At 60.6% G+C, this 22,595-nt stretch carries 21 protein-coding genes; 13 read left to right on the top strand and 8 right to left on the bottom strand.

Annotation, left to right across the window (positions count from 1 at the left end; all coding sequences use genetic code 11):
- Positions 1 to 24: 24 nt before the first annotated feature.
- Both CF137_RS05900 and CF137_RS05905 read left to right on the top strand, forming a co-directional pair.
- A complete protein-coding gene (locus CF137_RS05900) occupies positions 25 to 1,827 on the top strand; it encodes an MOSC N-terminal beta barrel domain-containing protein (RefSeq protein WP_139718346.1) in 1,803 nt (600 codons plus the stop codon).
- 211 nt (positions 1,828 to 2,038) lie between these two features.
- Positions 2,039 to 3,751, top strand: a complete 1,713-nt coding sequence (locus CF137_RS05905) for a methyl-accepting chemotaxis protein (protein ID WP_139718347.1) — start codon at positions 2,039 to 2,041, stop codon at positions 3,749 to 3,751.
- An 84-nt stretch (positions 3,752 to 3,835) separates the two neighbouring features.
- On the opposite strand, the gene htpX is transcribed toward CF137_RS05905, so the two are convergent.
- The 5 genes from htpX to bioB form a co-directional block, all read right to left on the bottom strand.
- Complete coding sequence (htpX, locus tag CF137_RS05910; RefSeq protein ID WP_042018732.1) at positions 3,836 to 4,708, bottom strand: protease HtpX; 873 nt, start codon at positions 4,706 to 4,708, stop codon at positions 3,836 to 3,838.
- A gap of 104 nt (positions 4,709 to 4,812) precedes the next feature.
- A complete protein-coding gene (bioD, locus tag CF137_RS05915; protein WP_101346531.1) occupies positions 4,813 to 5,490 on the bottom strand; it encodes a dethiobiotin synthase in 678 nt (225 codons plus the stop codon).
- A gap of 60 nt (positions 5,491 to 5,550) precedes the next feature.
- On the bottom strand, positions 5,551 to 6,366 hold the full coding sequence (gene bioC / locus CF137_RS05920; protein WP_139718348.1) for a malonyl-ACP O-methyltransferase BioC: 816 nt from the start codon (positions 6,364 to 6,366) through the stop codon (positions 5,551 to 5,553).
- Positions 6,359 to 7,555, bottom strand: coding sequence for an 8-amino-7-oxononanoate synthase (bioF, locus tag CF137_RS05925; RefSeq protein ID WP_139718349.1), 1,197 nt, complete (start codon positions 7,553 to 7,555; stop codon positions 6,359 to 6,361). Before bioF ends, bioC begins: the two co-directional genes overlap by 8 nt.
- On the bottom strand, positions 7,552 to 8,652 hold the full coding sequence (gene bioB, locus CF137_RS05930; protein ID WP_139718350.1) for a biotin synthase BioB: 1,101 nt from the start codon (positions 8,650 to 8,652) through the stop codon (positions 7,552 to 7,554). The genes bioF and bioB overlap by 4 nt, the downstream gene beginning before the upstream one ends.
- A 192-nt stretch (positions 8,653 to 8,844) precedes the next feature.
- On the opposite strand from bioB, the gene bioA reads away from it, so the two are divergent.
- A complete protein-coding gene (bioA, locus tag CF137_RS05935) occupies positions 8,845 to 10,119 on the top strand; it encodes an adenosylmethionine--8-amino-7-oxononanoate transaminase (RefSeq protein WP_162515865.1) in 1,275 nt (424 codons plus the stop codon).
- 177 nt (positions 10,120 to 10,296) lie between these two features.
- On the top strand, positions 10,297 to 11,115 hold the full coding sequence (locus CF137_RS05940) for a HAMP domain-containing protein (RefSeq protein ID WP_139718352.1): 819 nt from the start codon (positions 10,297 to 10,299) through the stop codon (positions 11,113 to 11,115).
- Between the two features lie 4 nt (positions 11,116 to 11,119).
- Here the strand turns inward: CF137_RS05940 and CF137_RS05945 are convergent, their stop codons facing one another.
- The gene (locus tag CF137_RS05945; RefSeq protein ID WP_223290088.1) at positions 11,120 to 11,464 is read right to left on the bottom strand and encodes a hypothetical protein; all 345 of its coding nucleotides are present in this window, start codon (positions 11,462 to 11,464) and stop codon (positions 11,120 to 11,122) included.
- A gap of 198 nt (positions 11,465 to 11,662) precedes the next feature.
- Between CF137_RS05945 and asnS the strand changes: the two genes are divergently transcribed.
- The 4 genes from asnS (at position 11,663) to CF137_RS05965 (ending at position 16,495) form a co-directional block, all read left to right on the top strand.
- Positions 11,663 to 13,063, top strand: coding sequence for an asparagine--tRNA ligase (gene asnS, locus CF137_RS05950; protein ID WP_101315405.1), 1,401 nt, complete (start codon positions 11,663 to 11,665; stop codon positions 13,061 to 13,063).
- 110 nt (positions 13,064 to 13,173) lie between these two features.
- Positions 13,174 to 13,929, top strand: coding sequence for a substrate-binding periplasmic protein (locus CF137_RS05955; protein WP_139718353.1), 756 nt, complete (start codon positions 13,174 to 13,176; stop codon positions 13,927 to 13,929).
- Between the two features lie 374 nt (positions 13,930 to 14,303).
- Entirely contained in the window at positions 14,304 to 15,647 is a 1,344-nt protein-coding gene (locus CF137_RS05960; protein WP_042036941.1) for an anaerobic C4-dicarboxylate transporter, read from the top strand.
- Between the two features lie 191 nt (positions 15,648 to 15,838).
- Positions 15,839 to 16,495, top strand: a complete 657-nt coding sequence (locus tag CF137_RS05965) for a Dph6-related ATP pyrophosphatase (protein WP_139718354.1) — start codon at positions 15,839 to 15,841, stop codon at positions 16,493 to 16,495.
- A gap of 141 nt (positions 16,496 to 16,636) precedes the next feature.
- Here CF137_RS05965 and CF137_RS05970 read toward each other — a convergent pair whose 3' ends face one another.
- Together CF137_RS05970 and dcuC are read right to left on the bottom strand one after the other, a co-directional pair.
- Positions 16,637 to 17,776, bottom strand: coding sequence for a M20 family metallopeptidase (locus CF137_RS05970; RefSeq protein ID WP_139718355.1), 1,140 nt, complete (start codon positions 17,774 to 17,776; stop codon positions 16,637 to 16,639).
- Between the two features lie 117 nt (positions 17,777 to 17,893).
- The gene (dcuC, locus tag CF137_RS05975; protein ID WP_139718356.1) at positions 17,894 to 19,270 is read right to left on the bottom strand and encodes a C4-dicarboxylate transporter DcuC; all 1,377 of its coding nucleotides are present in this window, start codon (positions 19,268 to 19,270) and stop codon (positions 17,894 to 17,896) included.
- Between the two features lie 285 nt (positions 19,271 to 19,555).
- Here dcuC and CF137_RS05980 point away from each other — a divergent pair, with 285 nt between their 5' ends.
- The 5 genes from CF137_RS05980 (at position 19,556) to CF137_RS22070 (ending at position 22,521) form a co-directional block, all read left to right on the top strand.
- Positions 19,556 to 19,870 (top strand): hypothetical protein, encoded by a 315-nt coding sequence (locus tag CF137_RS05980; protein ID WP_162515512.1) that lies wholly within the window; start codon positions 19,556 to 19,558, stop codon positions 19,868 to 19,870.
- Positions 19,871 to 20,188: 318 nt separating this feature from the next.
- Complete coding sequence (locus tag CF137_RS05985; RefSeq protein WP_139718357.1) at positions 20,189 to 20,539, top strand: ArsC family reductase; 351 nt, start codon at positions 20,189 to 20,191, stop codon at positions 20,537 to 20,539.
- Positions 20,540 to 20,561: 22 nt separating this feature from the next.
- Positions 20,562 to 21,689: a succinyl-diaminopimelate desuccinylase gene (dapE, locus tag CF137_RS05990; protein ID WP_139718358.1), complete on the top strand. Its 1,128-nt coding sequence runs from the start codon at positions 20,562 to 20,564 to the stop codon at positions 21,687 to 21,689.
- The gene (locus tag CF137_RS05995; protein ID WP_139718359.1) at positions 21,686 to 22,375 is read left to right on the top strand and encodes a M15 family metallopeptidase; all 690 of its coding nucleotides are present in this window, start codon (positions 21,686 to 21,688) and stop codon (positions 22,373 to 22,375) included. The genes dapE and CF137_RS05995 overlap by 4 nt, the downstream gene beginning before the upstream one ends.
- A complete protein-coding gene (locus tag CF137_RS22070; protein WP_101324115.1) occupies positions 22,372 to 22,521 on the top strand; it encodes a hypothetical protein in 150 nt (49 codons plus the stop codon). Before CF137_RS05995 ends, CF137_RS22070 begins: the two co-directional genes overlap by 4 nt.
- The last annotated feature ends 74 nt before the right edge of the window (positions 22,522 to 22,595 follow it).

Here is a 22,595-nt window from a genome sequence, read left to right on the forward strand (position 1 = left end):
CAGCGACTTAAGAAGGACTCAGACATGCCAACACTCGACAGCATTCATCTCTACCCCATCAAATCAACGGCAGGCATGCCACTGAGACGCGCCCTGGTGACCGAAGAGGGGCTGGCAGGAGATCGCCGCTATATGGTGGTCAAACCGGACGGCACCTTTATCACCGCACGCACCCATCCCCAGTTGCAACAGGTCGTCGCCACCCCCATCGAAGGCGGCTTGCAACTGCGCTACCCGGGCTTTGAACCGCTTACCTTGCAAGAGGCTGACTTCAGCCACGCCCCGCAGGCCACCGGGGTCTGGAGCGACCGCTTCACCGCCCTGCATACCAACCCAAAAGCCGATGGATGGTTGAGCCGGGTGGCAGGAGAAACAGTGCAGCTGCTGTGGCTGGGTGAAACCTCTGACCGTTTTCGCGAAAAGACCGGCACCCGGGTCAGCTTTGCCGATGGTTATCCGCTGCTGCTGATCAGCCAAGCCTCCCTTGAGGATCTCAATCTGCGCTCCGATGCCCTGCACCAGATGAGCCAGTTCCGTACCAATCTGGTGGCAAGCGGCACCCGGCCGTTCGAGGAGGACAGCTGGGTGCGCATTCGCATCGGTGAGGTGGAATTTCAGGTAGTCAAGCCCTGCAGCCGCTGCATCATGACCACGGTGGAAGCAGGCACCGATCGCTTCAATGCCCTGAAAGAGCCGCTGGCCACCCTCACCCGCTACCGCCGTGGCGAGGATGGCGAGGTCTACTTCGGCCAGAATCTGGTGGCGCTGAATGAAGGGTGGATCGAAGAGGGCAGTGAGATCGAGGTGCTGGAGCGCACCCGTCCGGTGGTCTATCCCAACGCCGCCCCGAAAAAGCGGGAGCTGGTCTGCGTGGCCCGCGAACCGCTGGCGCGAGATCTCGAAACCTTCTGGTTCGAGGCGGCCGATGGCGAGCCCCTGCCCGACTACCTGCCGGGCCAGCATCTGCCCATCAGCCTCGATATCAAAAACGAGCGCATTCAACGGCGCTATACCCTGAGCTCCACGCCACAGAGGCCGGAGCGTTACAGCATCAGCGTCAAGAAGGTGGGGGGTGGCCGCATCTCCCACTGGCTGCACCAGCAGCTGCAGGTGGGCGACCGGCTGCTGGCCGCCACTCCTGCTGGCGAGTTTCACTTGGGCAGCGAGCGCAATCTGCTATTGCTCTCGGCAGGCTCCGGCGTCACCCCCATGCTGGCGATTGCCCGTACTCTGGCGCTACGCGGGGAGCTGGAAGATGTTCACTTTATGCACCTATGCCGCAGCGAAGCGGACATTCCCGCCGCCAGTGAACTGCACGCCATGGCGCAACAGGGCATGACGCTCACCCTGATCCTGAGCCAGCCAGATAGCCACTGGCAGGGGCTGCAAGGGCGACTCAATGATGAGCATCTGCGACGGGTCAAAGGGTTGGCCGGGAGAGAGGTCTTTATCTGCGGCCCCCACGGCTTTATGGCCGATGCCGCCGCCAGAATCACGGCCCTCGGCGTACCGGCCGCACGGATCAGACAGGAAAGCTTTGGCGGTGCCATCCTCTCGGTGGCCCGCCCCCATCAGGCGGTGCAACTCAAGATCGGGGAGCAGGCCTTCACCGGTAACAATCAGGGCACAGTGCTGGATCAGGCCAACAAGCAGGGCGTGGAATTGCCCTGGAGCTGCCGTGCAGGGATCTGCGGCAGTTGCAAACAGACGCTGGTCTCGGGCGAGGTGGATCACCCGGATGCCCCTGCCATCACCGCTGCCGAGCGGGCTGAAGGCAAGATCCTCACCTGCTGCGCCGTGCCGTTGACCGATCTGGAGATCTTATGATCTGGTGATCGGGCCGCGTTAACTCAGATGACCGGGGAATTGACCCCGGTCATCTTTTTGTCACCTTGTTTGATTCCAGCCCTCCCTTTCGTCCTCCCCCACCCGCAAGAGCACATTTCCTTCCTATACTCTCAGGGCAAAAAGCCTTGCCAGACACTGACTTAGCAATACCCCAAACGACACTCATCCATAGGGAAAGGACGCCCACACCATGGAACAGAACAAGCCCGCTTTTCAGCTCAACCTGCTGCTATCCGTCATCACCCTGATCCTGCTGTCACTGGTGTTTTTCGCCTACAGCTGGGCGGGAAAACAGCTGGAAGAGAGCTATCGGCAACAATATGTCTCCTACCTGCTGGCCGATGAGCTGCGCCAATCCTCCGATGATCTGACCCGACTCGGGCGCACCTACGTCATCACCAAGGATCCCGCCTACGAGCAGCAGTACATGCGGATCCTGGCCATTCGCAACGGGGAGCAAGCCAGACCTGATGGCTACCACCGTATCTATTGGGACTTCGTCGCCGCCAACGGCCAGAACCCGCGTTCCGATAGCAATGTTCGCCGTGGCCTCATCGATCTGATGAAGGATGCCGGTTTTACCGACGGGGAGCTCGCCAAGCTCAACGAGGCCAAGAACAACTCGGATGCGCTGGTCAACACCGAGGTCGCGGCCTTCAAACTGGTGCAGCAGACCGATGGTGACCCGGTCGCCAACCAGCAACAAGCCATCGCCATGATGCATGACAAGGCCTATCACCAGAATAAGGGGCGCATCATGTCCCCCATCGATGACTTCTACATGATGATGGAGGCCCGCAATCAGGAGGCGGTCGAGAACGCCATGAGCAATACCGACATGTTGCGCTATCTCTTTATCGCTCTCGGCCTGGTGTTGATGTTTTTCCTCTGGCGTACCTATCGCTCCCTGCTCGATCTGGTGGGCACCTCAGTCGAACAGCTCAAAACCGATCTCCATCTGCTCGCCATTGGGGACTTCTCGCTACCCATCAAGGTGCCACAAGGCTCGAAAGAGAGTCTGATCGGCCTGCTCGGCGGCATGCAGAGCACCCTCAAGGGGATCATCGCCAAGGTATCTCACTCCACCGAAGAGCTGTCGAATTCTGCCGACAGCATCGCCCAGATCGCCGAACAGACCGCACTGTTCGCCACTTCCCAGCAAAGCAGCACCCAGACCATGGCCGCCGCCATCGAGGAGCTGGTAGTGAGCATCAGCCACCTCTCCGACAACGCGACCCATGCTGACGAGCTGAGCAAGGTCTCTGCCAATACCCTGGAGGAGGGGTCCGGGGTTATCAAGGAGACCCTGGACAGCATCGAGAATATCTCGACCACGGTGGGCGAAGCAGCCGGCACCATCTCCGAGCTCAACGGTCATACCCAGCAGATTTCGGAGATCATCGGGGTGATCCGCAGTATCGCCGATCAGACCAACCTGCTGGCCCTCAACGCCGCCATCGAGGCGGCGCGGGCTGGGGAGCAAGGTCGTGGCTTTGCGGTGGTCGCCGACGAGGTGCGCAATCTGGCCAGCCGATCTGCCGCCTCCACCCAGCAGATCACCGGGATGATCAGCAAGATCCAGAGCGGGGCCGATGCCTCCATCCGCAGCATGGAAACCACAGTCAACAACGTCTCCCGCGGGGTCAGTCTGGCCAACCAGACCGGTGAGGCGATTTCAAGCATCCGCAGTCACGCCTCCAACCTGACCGGCCTGATGGGGGAGATCAGCCACACCCTGCGCGAACAATCTACCGCCGCCAACGAAGTGGTCTCCACCGTCGGCAACATCACCTCCCTCTCCGAGCAGTCGGGGGATGCCGCCCGTCATGTGTCGCAAGAGGCGGCCAAGCTCAAGCAGCTGTCACGGGTGCTGCGCCAGGAGATGGGGCACTTCAAGCTTTAAAAAACGCGACAAAGCAAAACGGCTGCCCCAAGGCAGCCGTTTTTTTATTCGGGGTTATCCCCTGCAATCCATATCCAGCATCAATCAACCACGCAGGGCGGCGATGCGCTGCTCAATGGGCGGGTGACTCATGAACAGCTCGCTCATGGAGCGCTTGCCGTTGATGCCAAAGGCCATCATGGAGCCTTCCAGCTGCGGTTCTGCACCGCGGGAGAGGCGCTCAAGGGCGGCAATCATCTTGTCGCGACCCGCCAGCTTGGCGGCACCGGCATCGGCGCGGAACTCGCGCTGACGGCTGAACCACATGACGATCATGGAGGCCAGTACGCCAAACAGCATCTCCAGCACGAACACTGTGATCATGTAGGCAAAGCCGCCGCTGCTGCTACTCTCTTCACTATTGTTGGAGCTGAAGAAGTTGCTGATCACCCCAGCCACGATGCGAGCGAAGAACATCACGAAGGTGTTCACCACCCCTTGCACCAGGGTCAGGGTCACCATGTCACCGTTGGCTACGTGGCTCACTTCGTGGGCCAGCACAGCTTCCGCTTCGTCACGGCTCATGCTGTAGAGCAGGCCGGAGGAGACCGCCACCAGCGAATCATCGCGGCGGGCACCGGTAGCAAAAGCATTCATCTCGGGAGAGTCGTAGATCCCCACTTCCGGCATCTTGATACCCGCTTCGCGGGCCTGACGGGCCACAGTGCTCACCAGCCAGTGCTCGGTCTCGTTACGGGGTTGCTCGATGACCTGGACACCGTAGCTGCGCTTGGCCATCCACTTGGACATCAACAAGGAGATAAAGGAACCCCCAAAACCGAACACGGCACAAAACATCAACAGGCCGGTAATGCTGGACTTGTTGATACCCAGAACCGAGAACAGGATATTGAGTACCACCCCCAGCACCAGCATGACGGCCAGGTTGGTCACCAGGAATAGCATAATTCGCTTCATATAGACTCCTTGTGAAAAATAGGACATGACAGCCGGTCACCCACCTGATCATGTTAATGGTGGCCATTCTAGATGGATTCGATGAATGTTCGCTGAATGTGCCGTTAAAGTAGCGGAGATATATCGATACGCCCCTGCAAATTGGCCTCAAGCGGATTGTTTATAAACGGAATTTCCCCCAGAAAGGGGGCAGGCAGCAAGCTTCTGAGGGTGTCCAGATTTTCCTGATAATGGCTCATGGAACCATGGAGCCGATTAATTACCCAGCCCGCCACCGGCAGTTGATCATTACGAATGGCGGCAAAGGTGAGCAACGCATGGTTGAGGCAACCCAGCTTGGCCCCCACCACCATGATAACCGCCATGTTTTCCTGTTTTACCCAGTCCGACAGCAGATGCTTGCGATCGAGCGGCAGATACCAGCCCCCCGCCCCTTCCACCACCGTCAATTCGGCCCCCGCCTGCTCAATCTTGCGCAACCCCTCGCTCAAGCCCTGCATGGTGATGGGCTGGCGCGCCTCGCTGGCGGCGATGTGGGGGGCAATCGGCGGCTCGTAGGCGAAGGGATTGACCATCTCATAGGGCAGTTGCAGGCTCGCCGCCTCTTGCAGCAACACCGCATCGAGATTGCGCAGCCCGTCCGGGGTGCGGGCACATCCCGCAGAAACCGGCTTGTAACCAGCACAGTTGATCCCCTGTGCGCTGAATTCTCGCAGCAGGGTGCGCGCCACCAGCGTCTTGCCCACATCGGTATCGGTGCCAGTGATAAAGAATGATTTCATACGGTTCTCTCCTTGGCAGGGCGCCGTTGACTGCCCTGCAGATATTGCCATTCCCGACGGTCAGCAAGGCTTGCTGAGCTGGCCAAGACACACCCGATAACTCGCCAGCAACTGACCATCAGGCTGGCGAAACGCCTCATAGGCCTGCGCCAGTTGCTGCAATCTGGCGCGACCGCTCAGACCAGCCGGGGCGGCATTTCGCTGATTGTCATTGATCTGATTGGCCCCGATCCCCTTGAGATCGCGCAACAGCTGCGGCAATGCCTGATAGGCGAGATCCCAGCTGATACAACGCAGCTCGGGAGCAGATACCCCGGCGGCGGCCAGCGCCTGCACCAATTGTGGCAGGCTGAGGAAGCGATTGACATGGGCGCGACCATCAAGCTGCTGCCAGGCGGCTCGCAACTGCCACAGCGACTCATCGAGCAGGGTCGAGAAAAAGATCTGGCCGCCCGGTTTGACCACCCGCAACAGCTCGCCGAAGGCGTGGGCCGGACGCTCACACCACTGCAGCGCCAGACTGGAAAAGACCCAGTCGAACGAGTCATTCGCAAAGGGCAGCTGCTCCGCATCGCCGCAGAGCAGGCGGGCACCACTGCCGCGCAAGGCGGCTTGCGCCAGCATGCCGGGGGCGAGATCCAGCCCCACCAGCTGGTGACAGCGGTTCGCCAGCTGAGGCAAGAAAAAACCGGTGCCGCAACCCAGATCCAGCCCGTTTACCGTCAGATCAGTGCCAACCGGCTTGCTCGGCATCAGTTCCAGCAGCGCCTGCCCCACCTCCTGCTGAAAGCGGGCATGGGCATCGTAATGGCGAGCGGCGGCGCCGAAGCGGCGGGCAAGCTGCGCCTTGTCCACCGACTGGAAGCGCTCATCCATGATGAGTTCCCTCCAAACTGGCGCTACCCGAACAGGGGCCGAGGGCATCGAGCAGGCGATCCACATCCTGTTCGCGGTGGGCCGCACTCAAGGTAATGCGCAGCCTCGCCGTACCGACCGGCACAGTGGGCGGGCGAATGGCGCTCACCCAGACACCGCATTCGCGCAGCCGTTCGGCCAGTTGCAGGGCAGCACTGCTCTCCCCCACCAGCAGCGGCTGGATCGGGGTATCGCTCGTCCCCAGCAGCCAACCCTGCGCCTTTGCCCCTTGTCGGAAGCGGGCGATCAGCTGACCAAGATGGGCGCGGGACTCATCGGCGGCGCGCACCAGTTCGATACTCTTGCTGACGGCGCAAGCCTGCGCGGCGGGCATATGGGTGCTGTAGACATAGTGGCGAGCGAAGTTGACCAGATAATCCACCAGCTCGCGACTGCCGCCGACAAAGGCACCGGCCACCCCGAGCGCCTTGCCAAAGGTGCCCATCTGGATGTGCACGCTGGCCGGTTCCACCCCTTGCGCCGCCAGGGTGCCGCGCCCCTCGGGCCCCAGCACGCCAAGGCCGTGGGCATCGTCGATCATCAGCCAGTTGTTGCTTTGGGCGGCGAGTGTTGCAAGTTCAGCCCAGGGGGCCTGATCCCCGTCCATGCTGAACACCCCTTCCGAGACGATCAAGCCACGATTTGGTTCAAGTTGACGCGCGAGCGCCGCCATATCGTTATGGCCAAAGCGCTTCATCTTGCAGGGCAGCTGGCTGCCCATCTCCTGCAGGGAGGCGTGGTTGAGTTTGTCCTGCCACAGCAGATGCTCCTTACCGAGCAGGGCTTTGAGCACCGCCTGATTGGCAGAAAAACCGCAGTTAAACAGCAGCACCGCCTCCACCCCGAGCCACTCGGCCAGCGTCTCTTCCAACTGCTGGTGAGCGCGGCTGTAACCGGTGACCAGCGGCGAGGCACCGGAGCCCGTGCCATAGCGGTCAATCCCCGCTTTGAAGGCGGCCTTGATGGCGGGATGATCCGCCAGCCCCAGATAGTCGTTGGCGGAAAAATTGAGGTAGTCGCGCCCGGCGACCTGCAACCGTCCTGCCACGCTACCTTGAGTGGCCGTGCGGCGACGCAGCAAATCGGCCTGCTCGCGCCCGGCCAGCGCCGCGCCCAATGCAAAGGGGCCCGTTACTGCAGGGCCAGTCATGACCGCGCGGCCTCTGTGCGAGGGGGGGTGCGAGGGCGAGTGGCGTCATAAAACATCTCAGCAGGTTCGTTCTGGCGGCTCACCTCGGCCAGCAGATCTTCTTCTTGTACCTGATCCGGCTTCTGGGCCCGCTGGGCCGGGCGAATGCCGAGCCGCTTGAACAGCTGCATATCGCTGTTCTCGTCCGGATTGGGGGTAGTCAGCAGCTTGCAGCCGTAGAAGATGGAGTTGGCCCCCGCCATAAAGCACATCGCCTGCATCTGCTCGTTCATCTTCTCCCGCCCGGCGGAGAGGCGCACATGGGAGGCAGGCATCATGATCCGCGCCACAGCAATGGTGCGGATAAATTCGAACGGATCGAGGTTCTCTTCGTTCTCCAGCGGCGTCCCTTTCACCTTGACCAGCATGTTGATGGGCACGCTTTCGGGGTGACGGGGCAGATTGGCCAGCGCCATCAACAGGCCTGCCCGATCCTTGGCCTGTTCGCCCATGCCGACGATGCCGCCGGAGCAGACCTTCATACCCGCGCCACGCACATGCTCCAGAGTATCGAGCCGGTCCTGATAGGTGCGGGTGGAGATGATCTCGCCGTAGAACTCCGGCGAGGTATCGAGGTTGTGGTTGTAGTAATCGAGCCCCGCAGCGCCAAGACGGGCAGCCTGATCGGCGGTGAGCATGCCCAAGGTCATGCAGGTCTCCATCCCCAGCCCGCGCACCTCCTCAATCATCCGGATGACGTAGGGCATGTCTTTTTCTTTGGGGTTGCGCCAGGCCGCCCCCATGCAGAAACGGGACGAGCCATTGGCCTTGGCCTCGCGGGCCCGCTCCAGCACCTTCTCTACCTCCATCAGCCGCTCGGTCTCGAGTCCGGTGTGGTAGCGAGCACTCTGGGGGCAATATTTGCAATCTTCCGGGCAGGCGCCGGTCTTGATGGAGAGCAATGTGCTCACCTGCACCTCGTTCGGGTCGAAATGAGCGCGGTGGACGGTCTGGGCCGCAAACAGCAGATCGTTGAACGGCAGAGCAAACAGGGCCTGAACCTCGGCGAGAGTCCAGTCATGACGAAGGGCGTGACCGCCCATGGTGAGAGCATTCATACATGGCTTCCGGTTGTTATTAGTGGGATCCTGCGCCCGCATCCCGCGATGGGCGGCCACAGAACCCGCCGCCGGGCCCGCGCGCTCAGGGTGATGCGCCGCGCCAAGTGGCTGAAATTGTTGGCTAGTGTAGAGAGCACGCGTAGACTGTCAACACCGACCAGATCAAATCAATTGACAACAGAACAACAAATGACCAATCAAGAATTCGACCTGCACCACATCTGGCACCCCTATACCTCCCTCACTCACCCCCTGCCCTGCTATGAAGTGGCCAGCGCCAAAGGGGTGACCATCACCCTCAGCGATGGCCGTGAACTGATAGATGGCATGAGCTCCTGGTGGGCTTGCGTGCACGGCTATCAGGTGCCGGAACTGGACGCCGCTGCCACCGCCCAGCTCGGCAAAATGTCTCATGTGATGTTTGGCGGCCTGACCCACGCTCCGGCGGTCGAGCTGTGCCGCAAACTGGTGGAGATCACCCCGGCCGGTCTGGATCGGGTGTTTCTGGCCGATTCCGGCTCAGTGGCAGTGGAAGTGGCGCTCAAGATGGCCCAGCAGTACTGGCACAGCAAGGGCACCCCAAAAGCCAAATTCGTCACCCTGCGCGGTGGCTATCACGGCGACACCTTCGGCGCCATGAGCGTCTGTGACCCCGATGGCGGCATGCATGAGCTCTACAAGGGATTCCTGCCAGAGCACCATTTTGTCGAAGCCCCCAGCTGCCGCTTCCACGCCCAGTGGGACGAGCAGAGCGTGGTGGAGCTGGCAACACTGGTGGCCGATCATCACCAAGAGATTGCCGCCCTCATCCTCGAACCCATAGTGCAGGGGGCGGGCGGCATGCGCTTCTATCACCCCCGTTACCTGCAGTGGGTACGCGCCCTGTGCGATGAATTCGGGGTATTGCTGATTGCCGATGAGATTGCCACCGGCTTTGGCCGCACCGGCCAGCTGTTTGCCTGTGACTGGGCCGGGATCAGCCCCGACATCATGTGTCTGGGCAAAGCGCTCACCGGCGGCTATCTCACTCTCTCGGCAACCCTGACCACCGAGCATGTTGCCCGTACCATCTGTGACGGCAAGGCGGGGGTCTTTATGCACGGCCCCACCTTTATGGGCAACCCGCTCGCCTGCGCGGTGGCCAACGCCTCCATCGATCTGCTGCTGGCCTCACCGTGGCAAGAGCGGGTGCGCGCCATCGAGCATCAACTGCGTACCGAGCTGGTGGAACTGACCCTCAACCCGGCAGTGGCCGACGTGCGGGTGCTCGGCGCCATCGGGGTGGTGGAGATGAAGGAGCAGGTGGATGTGGCGCGTATCCAGCGCAAATTTGTCGAGTTGGGGGCCTGGATCCGCCCGTTTGGCAAGTTGATCTACCTGATGCCCCCCTTCGTCATCACCCCCGAAGCGCTGCGGGTATTGACTGGCGCCATCAGTCAGGCCATCGCCGAGGGCGAGTTTTAAGGCAAGCGGCGGGCGGCCATCTCGGGCCGCCCGTTTGACGATACGCATTTGATATATAAAGAGGGCAAGTTTATCTACTTCACTGCGGTTTCACTTGCCGTAATGTGAGCAAAACACCAGACCTGAGGTGCCAAGAGGGGTAAACTGCTGCGGTTTTACCATCAAGAAAGACTGCTCATGCGCCTCTCCATTGCTGCCAAAATCAACTTTTTCCTGCTCTTCATCTTCTCCATGGTACTGGTCTTCTCCGCAGCCTATCAGGCGGTGCGCGAGCGCGATCTTATCCTGACCCTCATGAAGGAGCAGAGTCGCGAGCAGACCGATGCCTATTTCGATGGCCTCAACATGCTGATGCTGACCGGCAAGATGGAAGCCCGAGATACCCTGCGAGCCAAGTTTCTCGACCACGCCCATGTGGAAGATGCCCGCATCGTGCGCGGTGATGCGGTCAACAAGCAGTACGGACCAGCACGGGCAACCGAACAGGCCAAGGATGAATATGATCGACTGGCGTTAGCGGGAACAGGCAGTATGGCGGTGGTGTATGACGATATGCATAGCCGACTGGTAGTGACCCGACCGCTGCTGGCCAAAAAAGATCTTCGTGGCACCGACTGCACCAGCTGCCATCTGGTACCGGAAGACACAGTGCTGGGTGCGGTGCGCTTTGACTACTCCCTCGATTCGCTGTTTACCCGGGTTGAGCAGAACATCCTCACCTCGGCACTCATTCTCACCGCCATCTTCGGGCTGGGACTGCTGCTGACCCTGTGGGTCATCCGCACCTGGATAGTTCGCCCGCTCAATCACCTGACCCGCTCCATCGAGGAGGCCACCGATCTGCACGACTTTGACCACCGGCTGGAAGGAGATGACGACGATGAGATAGGGCGGGTGGCCCTCGCCTACAACCAGATGCTCGACAGCGTGGCACGTCAGCTGGGCAAGCCCCCACGGACTGCTGACAAGCACCCAAAAGAGCCTCTGAGTAAGTAATCGATCAGGGGACGTAGTAAAAAAGCAGGCTGGCAATCAGGATCAGCAACAGGATGGCCAGATTGACATGCATCGAATCCTCTTTGCGCCGGCTGCGTTGCCGCTCCAGCAGTAACACCGTCAGCGTCAGCCCGCAGCTCCCCCAAAGCCAATAGAGTAACCAGGGGGTCAACGCAGGATCCCAATAATCGCGTACCGCGATCCCGCCATAGACCAGAAAACCGTAAGCAATTTCGGGACGGGCATAGTGGTAAAGGGAGAGCAGCACGATAAAGCCGCCCCAGCAGAGCACCACCAGCCACTGCAATGCCTTCGTCAGCCAATCAGGTCCATGCCGCCTATCTTTCACACACTGCTCCTTTGCCATGACACCCGGGTTGCGCCAACCATGCGGAAAACCCCACCAGAGTCCGACATTTTTGCTTGTTTATCAAACCCGCGCGGGTAAGATTGACGGCTTAGTCTGCCATGATGGGCCAATGATTGCCCGGCCAGACCCCTAATGTTGCAAATAGCGCTGCAAGAACAAGCTGGAGACAATATTTCGATGACGCACGCATCCGTAGTAGATGTGCTGACCGGTAAATATGCGGTTGGCACCACCCAAACAGTAAAAGGGTGGATCCGGACTCGCCGTGATTCCAAGGCGGGGATCTCATTTTTGGCCGTATCCGATGGCTCCTGTTTCCATCCAGTACAAGCCGTTGTTCCCAATACCCTGGCCAATTACGAGAATGAAGTGCTGCGTCTGACCACTGCCTGCTCCGTGGAAGTGACTGGCGTGGTTGCCGCCTCTCAAGGCAGCGGCCAGGCTTTCGAGCTGCAAGCCACCGATATCAAAGTGGTAGGCTGGGTTGAAGATCCGGACACCTACCCGATGGCTGCCAAGCGTCACAGCATCGAGTACCTGCGTGAACAGGCTCACCTGCGCCCGCGCACCAACATCGTTGGCGCCGTGACCCGGGTACGCAACTGCCTGGCCCAAGCCATCCACCGCTTCTTCCATGAAGAGGGCTATCTGTGGATTGCGGCCCCGCTCATCACCGCCTCTGACACCGAAGGTGCTGGCGAGATGTTCCGCGTCTCCACCCTGGACATGGAAAACCTGCCGCGCACCGACGCTGGCAAGGTCGATTACGACAAGGACTTCTTCGGCAAGGAGACCTTCCTGACCGTATCTGGCCAGCTCAACGTCGAAACCTATGCCTGCGCCCTCTCCAAGGTCTATACCTTCGGGCCCACCTTCCGCGCCGAAAATTCCAACACCAGCCGCCACCTGGCCGAGTTCTGGATGGTTGAGCCGGAAATTGCCTTCGCCAACCTGGACGACAACGCCGCCCTGGCCGAAGCCATGCTCAAATACGTCTTCAACGCCGTACTGGCAGAGCGCCGCGACGATCTGGAGTTTTTTGCCCAGCACGTCGACAAGGATGCCATCGGCCGTCTGGAGCGTTTCGTCTCCTCCGACTTCGCCCAGATCGACTACACCGATGCCATCGAAGTACTGAAGAACTGTGGCAAGAAGTTCGAGTTCCCGGTCTCCTGGGGCATCGATCTCTCCTCCGAGCACGAGCGCTATCTGGCCGAAGAGCACTTCAAGTCTCCGGTGGTAGTGAAGAACTACCCGAAAGATATCAAGGCCTTCTACATGCGCCTCAACGACGACGGCAAGACCGTTGCCGCCATGGACGTATTGGCACCGGGGATCGGCGAGATCATCGGTGGTGCCCAGCGTGAGGAGCGCCTTGAGGTGCTGGATGCCCGCATGGCCGAGATGGGCCTGAACAAGGAAGATTACTGGTGGTACCGCGACCTGCGTCGCTTCGGCACCGTACCCCACGCCGGTTTCGGTCTGGGCTTCGAGCGTCTGGTGGTCTATGTGACCGGCATGGGCAACGTCCGCGACGTGATCCCGTTCCCGCGCACGCCGCGTACCGCCGAGTTCTGATCTGCGGCATCTTGCCACTGCATCATCAAAGCCGACCTTGGGGTCGGCTTTTTTATTGTCACCGTTATGGGTGATACTCAGTATCAATCGGCACAAGGAACTGGTCGCCTATGGGATATCGCCTGCTTTTGTCACTGTTACTGCTCTGGCTGCCCTCAGCCCTGTGGGCCCAGCCCGTTCGCCTGACCACTCTGGAGTGGCCCCCCTTCACCAGCCAGAGCCTGCCCGATGGCGGCATTACCGGCCATATCGTCAAGCGCGCCTTTGCCGAAGCGGGACTGGAGGTGGAGTTCGACTTCTACCCCTGGCAGCGAGCGGTGCGACTGGCCGCCGATCCGGCCCAGCCCTACAGCGGCTATTTTCCCGAGTACCTCTCAGACACCCTGCCCACCCTGTGGCGCAGCTCCCCCAGCGTGGGGGACAGCGTATTGGGGATGGTGCAGCGAGCAGGCCCTCCCATTCCATGGCAACGGCTTACTGATCTCGCCCCCTACCGGATCGGCGTGGTAGAGGGGTACGTCAACACCCGGGAGTTTGATGCCCTGATGAGCAGCAAACGCCTCAACACCTTCGCCGTCGATGGGGATCTGCTCAACTTGCGCAAATTGCAGCGCGACCGGCTCGATCTGGCGGTCATCGACCGGGATGTTTTCTACTGGCTGATCCATCACGACCGCAAGCTACAAACGGCCGGATTGCAGTTTCACCCGAAGATCCTTGAGCACAAGAGCCTGCACATCATGTTTCGCCCCGACCAACAGGCGCTGCAGCAACGGCTGGCGCAGGCCATTGCCCGGCTCGATATTGCCAAGCTGAGCGAGGATTATCAGCGCCGCTATCTGCAGCCAGCGGTCGCGGCCCCGTGAGCCGACCCAGCGAAGTCCCCGTTTGCCGGTAAAGATGACCTGAACACCGACTTTTTGACCCTCTTCTGCCGCTATTACGCCCTTTTTCTGCCCCTTCCCTGCCACCTTGTTCCCCCTCCCTGCCGCCACCGTGACAACCTGAAGGCTTGGCTCCGTGTGATACCACCTGACCATTGAACTGATTTTTTTGTTAACAAGAGGTTTTTAAGTGGTTTAATCAAAAATTCATCGAGTTATTGAAGTAACTCAATTTTTTCAATTATGTAGGGGAGCAGAATAGCAACTAACCCTTTTGGGCTAAATAAAACAGACAATGACAATTAATGGTTCAGGCTACCCGCGGCAATATGGGTTGAATCACACGAGGTAATGGAATGATCTTGATGGAATTTTTGGTGGTACTCGGCTGCTTGCTGCTGGGTACCCGCTTTGGGGGCATGGGACTCGGTCTCATCAGTGGTATCGGTCTCTTCCTGCTGACCTTCGTCTTCGGTCTGGTGCCGGGCGAACCGCCAGTGCAGGTGATGCTGACCATTCTGGCGGTGATCGGCTGTGCCGCCACCCTGCAGACTGCCGGTGGCCTCAACCTGATGATGCAAGTGGCCGAGCGCCTGCTGCGCCGTCACCCGCAATACATCACCATTCTGGCCCCGCTGACGACCTGGACCCTCACCTTCCTGTGCGGTACCGGCCACGTGGTCTACACCATGTTCCCCATCATCGCTGACATCGCGCTGCAGAAGAACATCCGTCCCGAGCGTCCGATGGCCGTGGCATCCGTTGCCTCCCAAATGGCAATCTGCGCCTCCCCGGTCTCCGTTGCCGTGGTCTCCATGGTCTCCATTCTGGCGGCCGGTCACGGTATCGGTCAGGCGTACGGCCTGCTCGACATCCTGATGATCGCCATCCCCTCCTCCCTGACCGGTGTGGTCATGGCGGCCCTGTGGAGCCTGCGTCGCGGCAAGGATCTGGATCAGGACGAAGAGTTCCAGGCCAAGATCAAAGACCCGGAGCAGCGCACCTTCATCTATGGCGGTGGTGAAACCCTGCTCAACACCAAGTTCCCGAAAGAGGCCTACTGGTCTACCTGGATCTTCTTCGCCGCCATCGCTGCCGTGGTATTGCTCGGTGCCAACGAAGGTCTGCGTCCGGTGTTCACCATCAAGGACAAGACTGGCCCGCTCTCCATGAACCTGGTGATCCAGATGATGATGCTGATCGCCGGTGCCATCATCCTGATGCGCTGCAAGGTCAAGCCGGGTGAGATCTCCAACGGCCCCGTGTTCAAGGCCGGTATGGTCGCCATCTTCTCCGTGTTCGGGGTTGCATGGATGAGTGAGACCTTCTTCCAGGCTCACATGCCGCTGCTCAAAGAGACCCTGGCTCACGTGGTACAGGCCCAGCCATGGACCTACGCCCTGGTGCTGTTCCTGATCTCCAAGCTGGTGAACAGCCAGGCCGCCGCCCTGACCGCCATCGCCCCCATGGGTCTGGCACTGGGCGTGGAGCCGAAACTGCTGATCGCCTTCCTGCCAGCGAGCTACGGCTACTTCGTGCTGCCGACCTACCCGAGCGATCTGGCCTGTATCGGTTTCGACCGCTCCGGCACCACCCGCATCGGCAAGTTCATCATCAACCACAGCTTCATTATTCCGGGGCTGATCGGGGTGAGCAGCTCGTGCGCCCTGGGTTATCTATTGACCACCATTTTGCTGTAATCGCAGCGGCGTTTATCGCGCTCTTGCCAGACAGGCCCCCGCACCGGGGGCCTGCTCTTTTCCCCCCCGCTCTGTTCCCCAACAATTTCCCCGCTACTATTTCCAGCCGCCATTTCCAGACACTATGCCTTTACCTGCGCCCCCGCAGCTAGGTAGCATGAGCCCCCTCGTTCACCACCGGAGTCTCATCCATGTCTCGCGTCATCCTGCTCTGGAGCGGTGGCAAAGATGCCATGCTGGCCCTCAGTCATGCCCGCCAAGCGGGCCATCAGGTGGTGGCACTGGCCACCTTTGCCCCGCCAGAGCCCCGATTTCTGGCTCACCCATTGCCGCTGGTGCGCCGTCAGGCGGCAGCCCTCGGGCTGCCCCATCTGCTGGTCACCATAGAAGCGCCGTTCGAGCAGAGCTATGAGACGGCGCTGAGCCGCTTACAGCAGGAGTGGACCCTCGACGGGGTAGTGACCGGCGATATCGACAGCGTGGGGGGCGCACCAAACTGGATCCGCGAACGCTGCCAGCCGCTGGGTCTCACCGTCCACACCCCGCTCTGGCAGCAATCTCGTCAAGTCTTGCTGGCGGATATGCTGGCGCGCGGCATCGTCGCCCACCTCTCCTGCGTCGATACCCGGGTGCTGGCCCCCGAGTGGACTGGGCGCACCCTCGATGCCGCCAGCCTCTGCGAGCTGCAGCAACTGGCCGAGCGCGAGGGCTTCGATGCCTGCGGCGAGCAGGGGGAGTACCACACCATGGTGACTGACGGCCCGGGCTTTGCCGCCCCGCTGCGCCTCGATGGCTGGCAGGTGGCGCGGCAAGATCATCTGGCCTATCTGGCCAAGCCGCAGGGGTAACGGCGCCAAACCATCTGGCCAGCTCTCTCAGCGCGTGCGAAAAATCGAGATAAAAAAACGGGAGGCAACAGCCTCCCGTTTGGGTTTGAGCGGACCAATTTTAAACGAGCCAATAGCGGCCCGAACAAGGGATAAACCGGCTTATTTCGCCAGCTTGCCCAGTACCCGCTGCAACAAACGAATGCGCGGCTCTATGCTGTCGAGCAGCAGGAATTCCGCCTCCGAGTGGAAGCCGCCGCCCATAGGGCCAAAACCATCGAGCGACGGCACGCCAGCGGCGGCAGTGAAGTTGGCATCCGAGCCGCCACCGGCCTCCAGCCAGTTGAAGGTGATCCCCTCCTCTGCCGCAGCGGCGTCTACCAGCGCCATCAGCGCTTCGGTATCGCCACTCGGGCGCATTGCCGGCTTGAAGGTCTGGCGATCCACCTCGACCCGACAGCCCACCAGGAAGGGGTTGTTGGCCATAAAGGTGAGCCGATCCTGTACTGCGCGGGCCTCTTCGTTGCTCCAGAAACGCAAATCGACGATCGCCTCGGCAAAGTCCGGCACCACGTTAACACCGGTGCCGCCCTGCACCACCCCCACGTTCATGGTGGTGCCCGTGGTCATATTGACCTGCTCGTTGATGGCCAGCACCCAGTGCGCCAGCTCTGTGATGGCGGAGACCCCTTCGGTGAGGGCCGAACCAGCATGGGACGCCTTGCCGTGGAAGGTGATGCGGTACTTGGCATTGCCCTTGCGGGCGCTTATAAGATCCCCGTTGGGGCGCGCCGCTTCGGCCACCAGCACGCAGCCACTCTGCTTGGCTCGCTCGACCAGCCAATCCTTCGACCAGGGGGAACCTACCTCCTCATCGCAGTTGTAGCAGACCAGCACCTTGAGCTTGGCCAGCTGCGCCGGGTCCATCTCTTTCAGGGCATACCAGATAGAGAGCAGGCCGCTCTTCATGTCCGACACGCCGGGGCCAAAGGCTTGATTGCCTTCGATTTTCAGCGGGCGCTTGGCCGCCGTCCCCTCGGGAAAGACGGTATCCATGTGGCCGCACAGCATCACGTCGTAGTGATCGGCCCCCGGCGCATTGGTGATCTCGAGGCAGGGGCCGCACTCAGGAGCGAACTGATGGCGGGTCACCTGCCAGCCGATGGCCTCATATTTCTCGGTCATGATGTCGGCAACTTTCGCCACCCCAGCCGGGGTGCGGGTGCCGCAATCGAGGTTGATGAGCGGGGCCAGATCGGCAAGATAGCTATCGAGGGAAAACGGGCTCTTTACAACTGTCATTATCTTCTCCATGCAACAATCAGCGTTGATGGCCGATCGTCTATTGCAACAATGCGACACAGTGAGAAAAAGGCGGGCAACCATGCCACCCGCCCGACCGGTAAATTCCAAACACCACTACATGAACAGCAGATAGTTAAGCGTCAACGCCGTCACCAGCGCCCCCGCCATCGGCACGCTGGTGCGCTTGACCACGGTAAAGGGCGACACCTTGGCAATCCCCGCACAGGCGATCAGCACAGCCGCGATGGGGGAGATGGTGCGACCAATACTGGAGGCCAATTGCATCGGCAGCAGCATGGTCACCGCTGGCACGCCAAACTTGGCCGCCACCGCTGGCGCCAGGGTCGAGAAGCTGAGGAACGCCGCGTTGCCGGAGCCCATGATGACCGCCGCCACCATGATCAGCGCCACCATCACTAGCGTCATCAGGCCGCTGCCGATCCCGGCATTACTGGCAGAGTGCAGCAGGGTATCGATGGCACCGATGGCCTTGAGGGATTCGGCAAACAGCTCGGCACAGACGATCAGCGCCACTACCGGGCCAAACACCTTGCCCATGCCATCGAGGAAGCTCGACAACCCGGCCATGGCGGTGCGCAGCGAGCGGCTACGCAGCAGCTCGCACAGCATGCCGATAAAGACCGACAGCAGCATGGCCACTTCAACGCTCATCTTGATGTCGCTCACCAACAGCTTGGAGAACGTCATCATCAGCACAAAGGGGATGATCGGCAGCAGGCCGTACCAGGCCGGCGCCTGCAGAGCATCAGTACCCTGCTCGTCCAGTTCGGCGTGCTCGCCACGATGCAGGGCCGGATCCCAGCCATCCTTGCGATCGCAGTGACGCTGCCAGAAGAAGTGCAACACCATGGTCACCAGCAGCATGGGGGCCACCAGCCAGATCTGGTAATCGACGAAGTAGCTGGTCGGATCCATGCCGGATTGACCGGCGGAGAAGATGGCGTTGGTCTGGGTCGGGCCAATTTCAAACGCCTGGGAGGTGGCGATGACGCCACAGGCGGAGGCCGGGCTGATGCCAAGGTTGCGCATCACCGGGTACATGGTGACCATCAACAGCAGGCCGAGGCCGGTGGCGGAGGTGACGAACAGGGAGACAAATACCGCCACCAGATAGCAGATGGAGAGCATCAGGTAGCTGGACTGGATGCCTGCCACCGGCTTGACCGCCACTCGCACCAGCGCCTGGGAGGCACCGATATGGGACATGTAGGTGGCAAAGCCTGCCACCGCCATGATGGTGAGGCCCAGCCCCGCCGCGCGGTAGGAGAAGATCTCCTTGAACACCTCAAACAGGTCGAACAGGGCGAAGCCGGTGCTCTTGTCAGCAGGAAGAATGGGGTGCAGCCCCAGCCAGTAGGCCACCGCAAAAATGGCCATGCCCGCCAGCGCCAGCACCGCCTGCGGGTTGTAATCCTTGATAATGCCGTAGACCACGGCGACCAGAACGAGCAAGACGAATAAAAGTTCCAATATTCACTCCTGATAAATTTATCGAAGAGCGGAATCTAGTGTTCTGACCAGAGATTGCCTTTGATCCCTATCAATAAAGGTGCCTTCACTGGGTACCATCAGCATAATATGTCGGTGATGTAACAAAATTTCGTTGTTTAAACTGCCGGAAAACCTTTATCAACCGCTATCCGGGGATTGTGTGACACGACTCCCCTCTTTTTTGCGTTGGATCAACATATGACAACGCCGAAGTGGCGAAGATGCGCTTCGACATTCAGCGACCATTTCGCGCCGGAGAGAGTTATGACAAACCAAGCCACCGCAGGTGTCTCGACCTGCGACTACAAGCTGTGGGACATCCTCGTCGAGTCTGCAAAGGAACGCACTACCATTCGTTACTCCAAACTGGCCAAGCTGGCCGGGCTGGAGCAGTGCCAGGATGAACTGCGCACCCTGCTGCAACGCATCCGCATGTACTGCACTGAAAACAACCTGCCGATCCTCTCCACCATAGTGGTGGATGACGTGGGCAAATATACTGGCCTCTCTTCCAGCCTGCCTGATGCACCCTGGGAACGAGCCCGGGTCTTTGACCATGAGTGGAGCACCCTGCACTGATTGAAGTGCTAGAAGATGCCGACCAAAACGCGCCCGCTGGCGCGTTTTGGCTATCTGGCGTTTGCCCCTTCTCTTTTTCTCTCGCAATAACCGCTGTTCTCCCGCAATAGCCGCGCCCATCGAGCATACCCACAGCAATGCTCCTGACCTTGACCACGAAAACGCCGTTCAGGTGCGACCTGTCGCAGTAAAACCCGCCAGCCTGACCATCAGCGTTGCCATGAGATCGCCACAATGCCAAAATCAGGCCCTTGCACTGTTTTGATTCGGATTTTCGGGACGCGGCCCAAGGCTGCGCCCACAAGAGAAGGACTCCCCATGGCCACCACCCTCTATGGCATCAAGAACTGCGACACCATCAAGAAAGCCCGCAAGTGGCTGGATGAGGCCGGTATCGACTACCGCTTTCACGACCACCGCGCCGACGGCCTGAACCCGGACGATCTGGACAGCTGGCTGGCACAACTCGGCTGGGAAGCCCTGCTCAACAGCCGCGGCACCACCTTCCGCGCCCTGCCGGATGAGGCCAAACAGGGGCTCGACACCACCAAAGCGCGCGCCCTGCTGCTGGAGCATCCGGCCATGATCAAGCGCCCGCTGCTGGACCGTGACGGCGAACTGACCCTGGGTTTCAAGGCCGATCACTACCAATCCCTCTTCTCTCGTTAAATTTTTCTGTTAAGGACAACTGATGTCGGATGTCATCGCACTGGCCAAGGATTTGATCTGCCGCCCCTCTGTTACCCCGCTGGATGAAGGGTGTCAGACCCTGATGGCGGAGCGCCTCGCCAAGCTCGGGTTCGTTATCGAGCCCATGGTGTTTGAGGACACCACCAACCTCTGGGCCCGCCGTGGCAGCGAGGGGCCGTTGTTCTGCTTCGCCGGTCACACCGACGTGGTGCCCGCCGGGCCGCTGGACAAATGGCACACCCCGCCGTTCGAGCCGACCATCAAGGATGGCATGCTCTACGGCCGTGGCGCTGCCGACATGAAAGGCTCGCTGGCCGCCATGGTGGTGGCCGTCGAGCGCTTCGTGGCCGAGCATCCGGATCACACCGGGTCCATCGCCTTTCTCATCACCTCCGATGAAGAGGGGCCCTTTATCAATGGCACCACTCGGGTGATCGACACCCTGGAGGCCCGTAACGAGAAGATCCGCTGGTGTATCGTCGGCGAGCCCTCCTCCACCGCCGAAGTCGGGGATGTGGTGAAAAACGGCCGACGCGGCTCCATCACCGGCGATCTGCTGGTGCGTGGGGTACAGGGCCACGTGGCTTACCCCCATCTGGCGGACAACCCCATCCACAAGGCGGCGCCGGCCTTGGCGGAACTCGCCGCCACCGTCTGGGATCAGGGCAACGCCTACTTCCCTCCCACCAGTTTCCAGATAGCCAATATTCAGGCCGGAACCGGCGCCTCCAACGTCATCCCCGGCGAATTGCAGGTGCAGTTCAACTTCCGTTTCAGCACAGAGCTCACCGAACTCGACATCCGCGAGCGGGTCGAGGCGCTGCTGACCCGTCACGGTCTGGACTTTGAACTGAAGTGGGCCCTCTCAGGCCAGCCCTTCCTGACCGACACCGGCGCACTGCTCGATGCAGCCGTGGCGGCCATCGAGGCGGTGAACGGTCAGCGACCGGCCCTGCTTACCACTGGCGGCACCTCCGACGGGCGCTTTATCGCCCCCACCGGCGCCGAGGTGATTGAGCTTGGCCCCGTCAACGCCACCATTCACAAGGTGAACGAGTGCGTCAAGGCGGACGATCTGGATCTGCTGGCGGATATGTACCAAGGGGTGCTCGAGAGATTGCTGGCATGACGCAGGAACAACTGATGGGGCTTGATGAGAGCCACCTTATTGTGGTGGGGCGCGGCCCCCATCGTCTGACCGCCGCCACCGCGGCGGCCTTCAACGACATGCAGGTGGCGGCCGCCTATGAGGGGTTCAACCTGCAGGCGGCCTCCAGCTGGCGCAGCTTCGAGCGCCAGCTCGCCATCTGGAATGGCAAGTGGCGCGGCGACCGGCCGCTGCTCGATGCCAACAGCCAGCCCATCGACGCCCTGCAGCTGAGCGAGGTGGAGCGGCTGCATGCCATCCTGCGCTGGAGCGCCCTGCCGGGTACCAGTCGCCACCACTGGGGTACCGATCTCGACATCTATGACCCCGACTGTCTGCCTGCCGACACCAAGCTGGCACTGGAGCCGTGGGAGTATGAAGAGGGGGGCTGGTTTGCCGACTTGAGCGAGTGGCTCAGCGATCACATGAGCGACTTTGGCTTTTTCCTCCCTTATGCCAAACCGATCGGGGCACAGAGCGGGGTCGCCTACGAACCCTGGCATATCAGCTTCTCGCTGGAGTCCGATGAGCTGCAGCTTGATCCTGCTGCGCTGGCGCTTTGTCTGCAACAGGCGGATATTGAAGGCAAGTCGACCATTCTGGCCAACCTGGATGACATTTTGACCCGTTATGTCACCACCTGTCCTGACGAAAGGAAAATCCCATGAATCTCTGGCTGTGGATAGGGTTGCCGCTGCTCTTTCTGCTCGGGCTGTTTCTCAATGCCATCAAGGACATGAAGCGGCTGGAAAAACAGTTGCCCAAGTACAAGGATAAAATCCGCGAAGTGAAGGATGACGAGGACGACTACTGACCCTGCATCACCGGATCCCGTATCACCCCGAGGGGGAGCGCTGGCGCTCCCCTGACCTTTTTCAGTGCCACCCC

The sequence above is a fragment of the Aeromonas sobria genome (genome assembly GCF_006243315.1).
In the GTDB taxonomy this organism is placed as follows: Bacteria; Pseudomonadota; Gammaproteobacteria; order Enterobacterales; family Aeromonadaceae; genus Aeromonas; species Aeromonas sobria_A.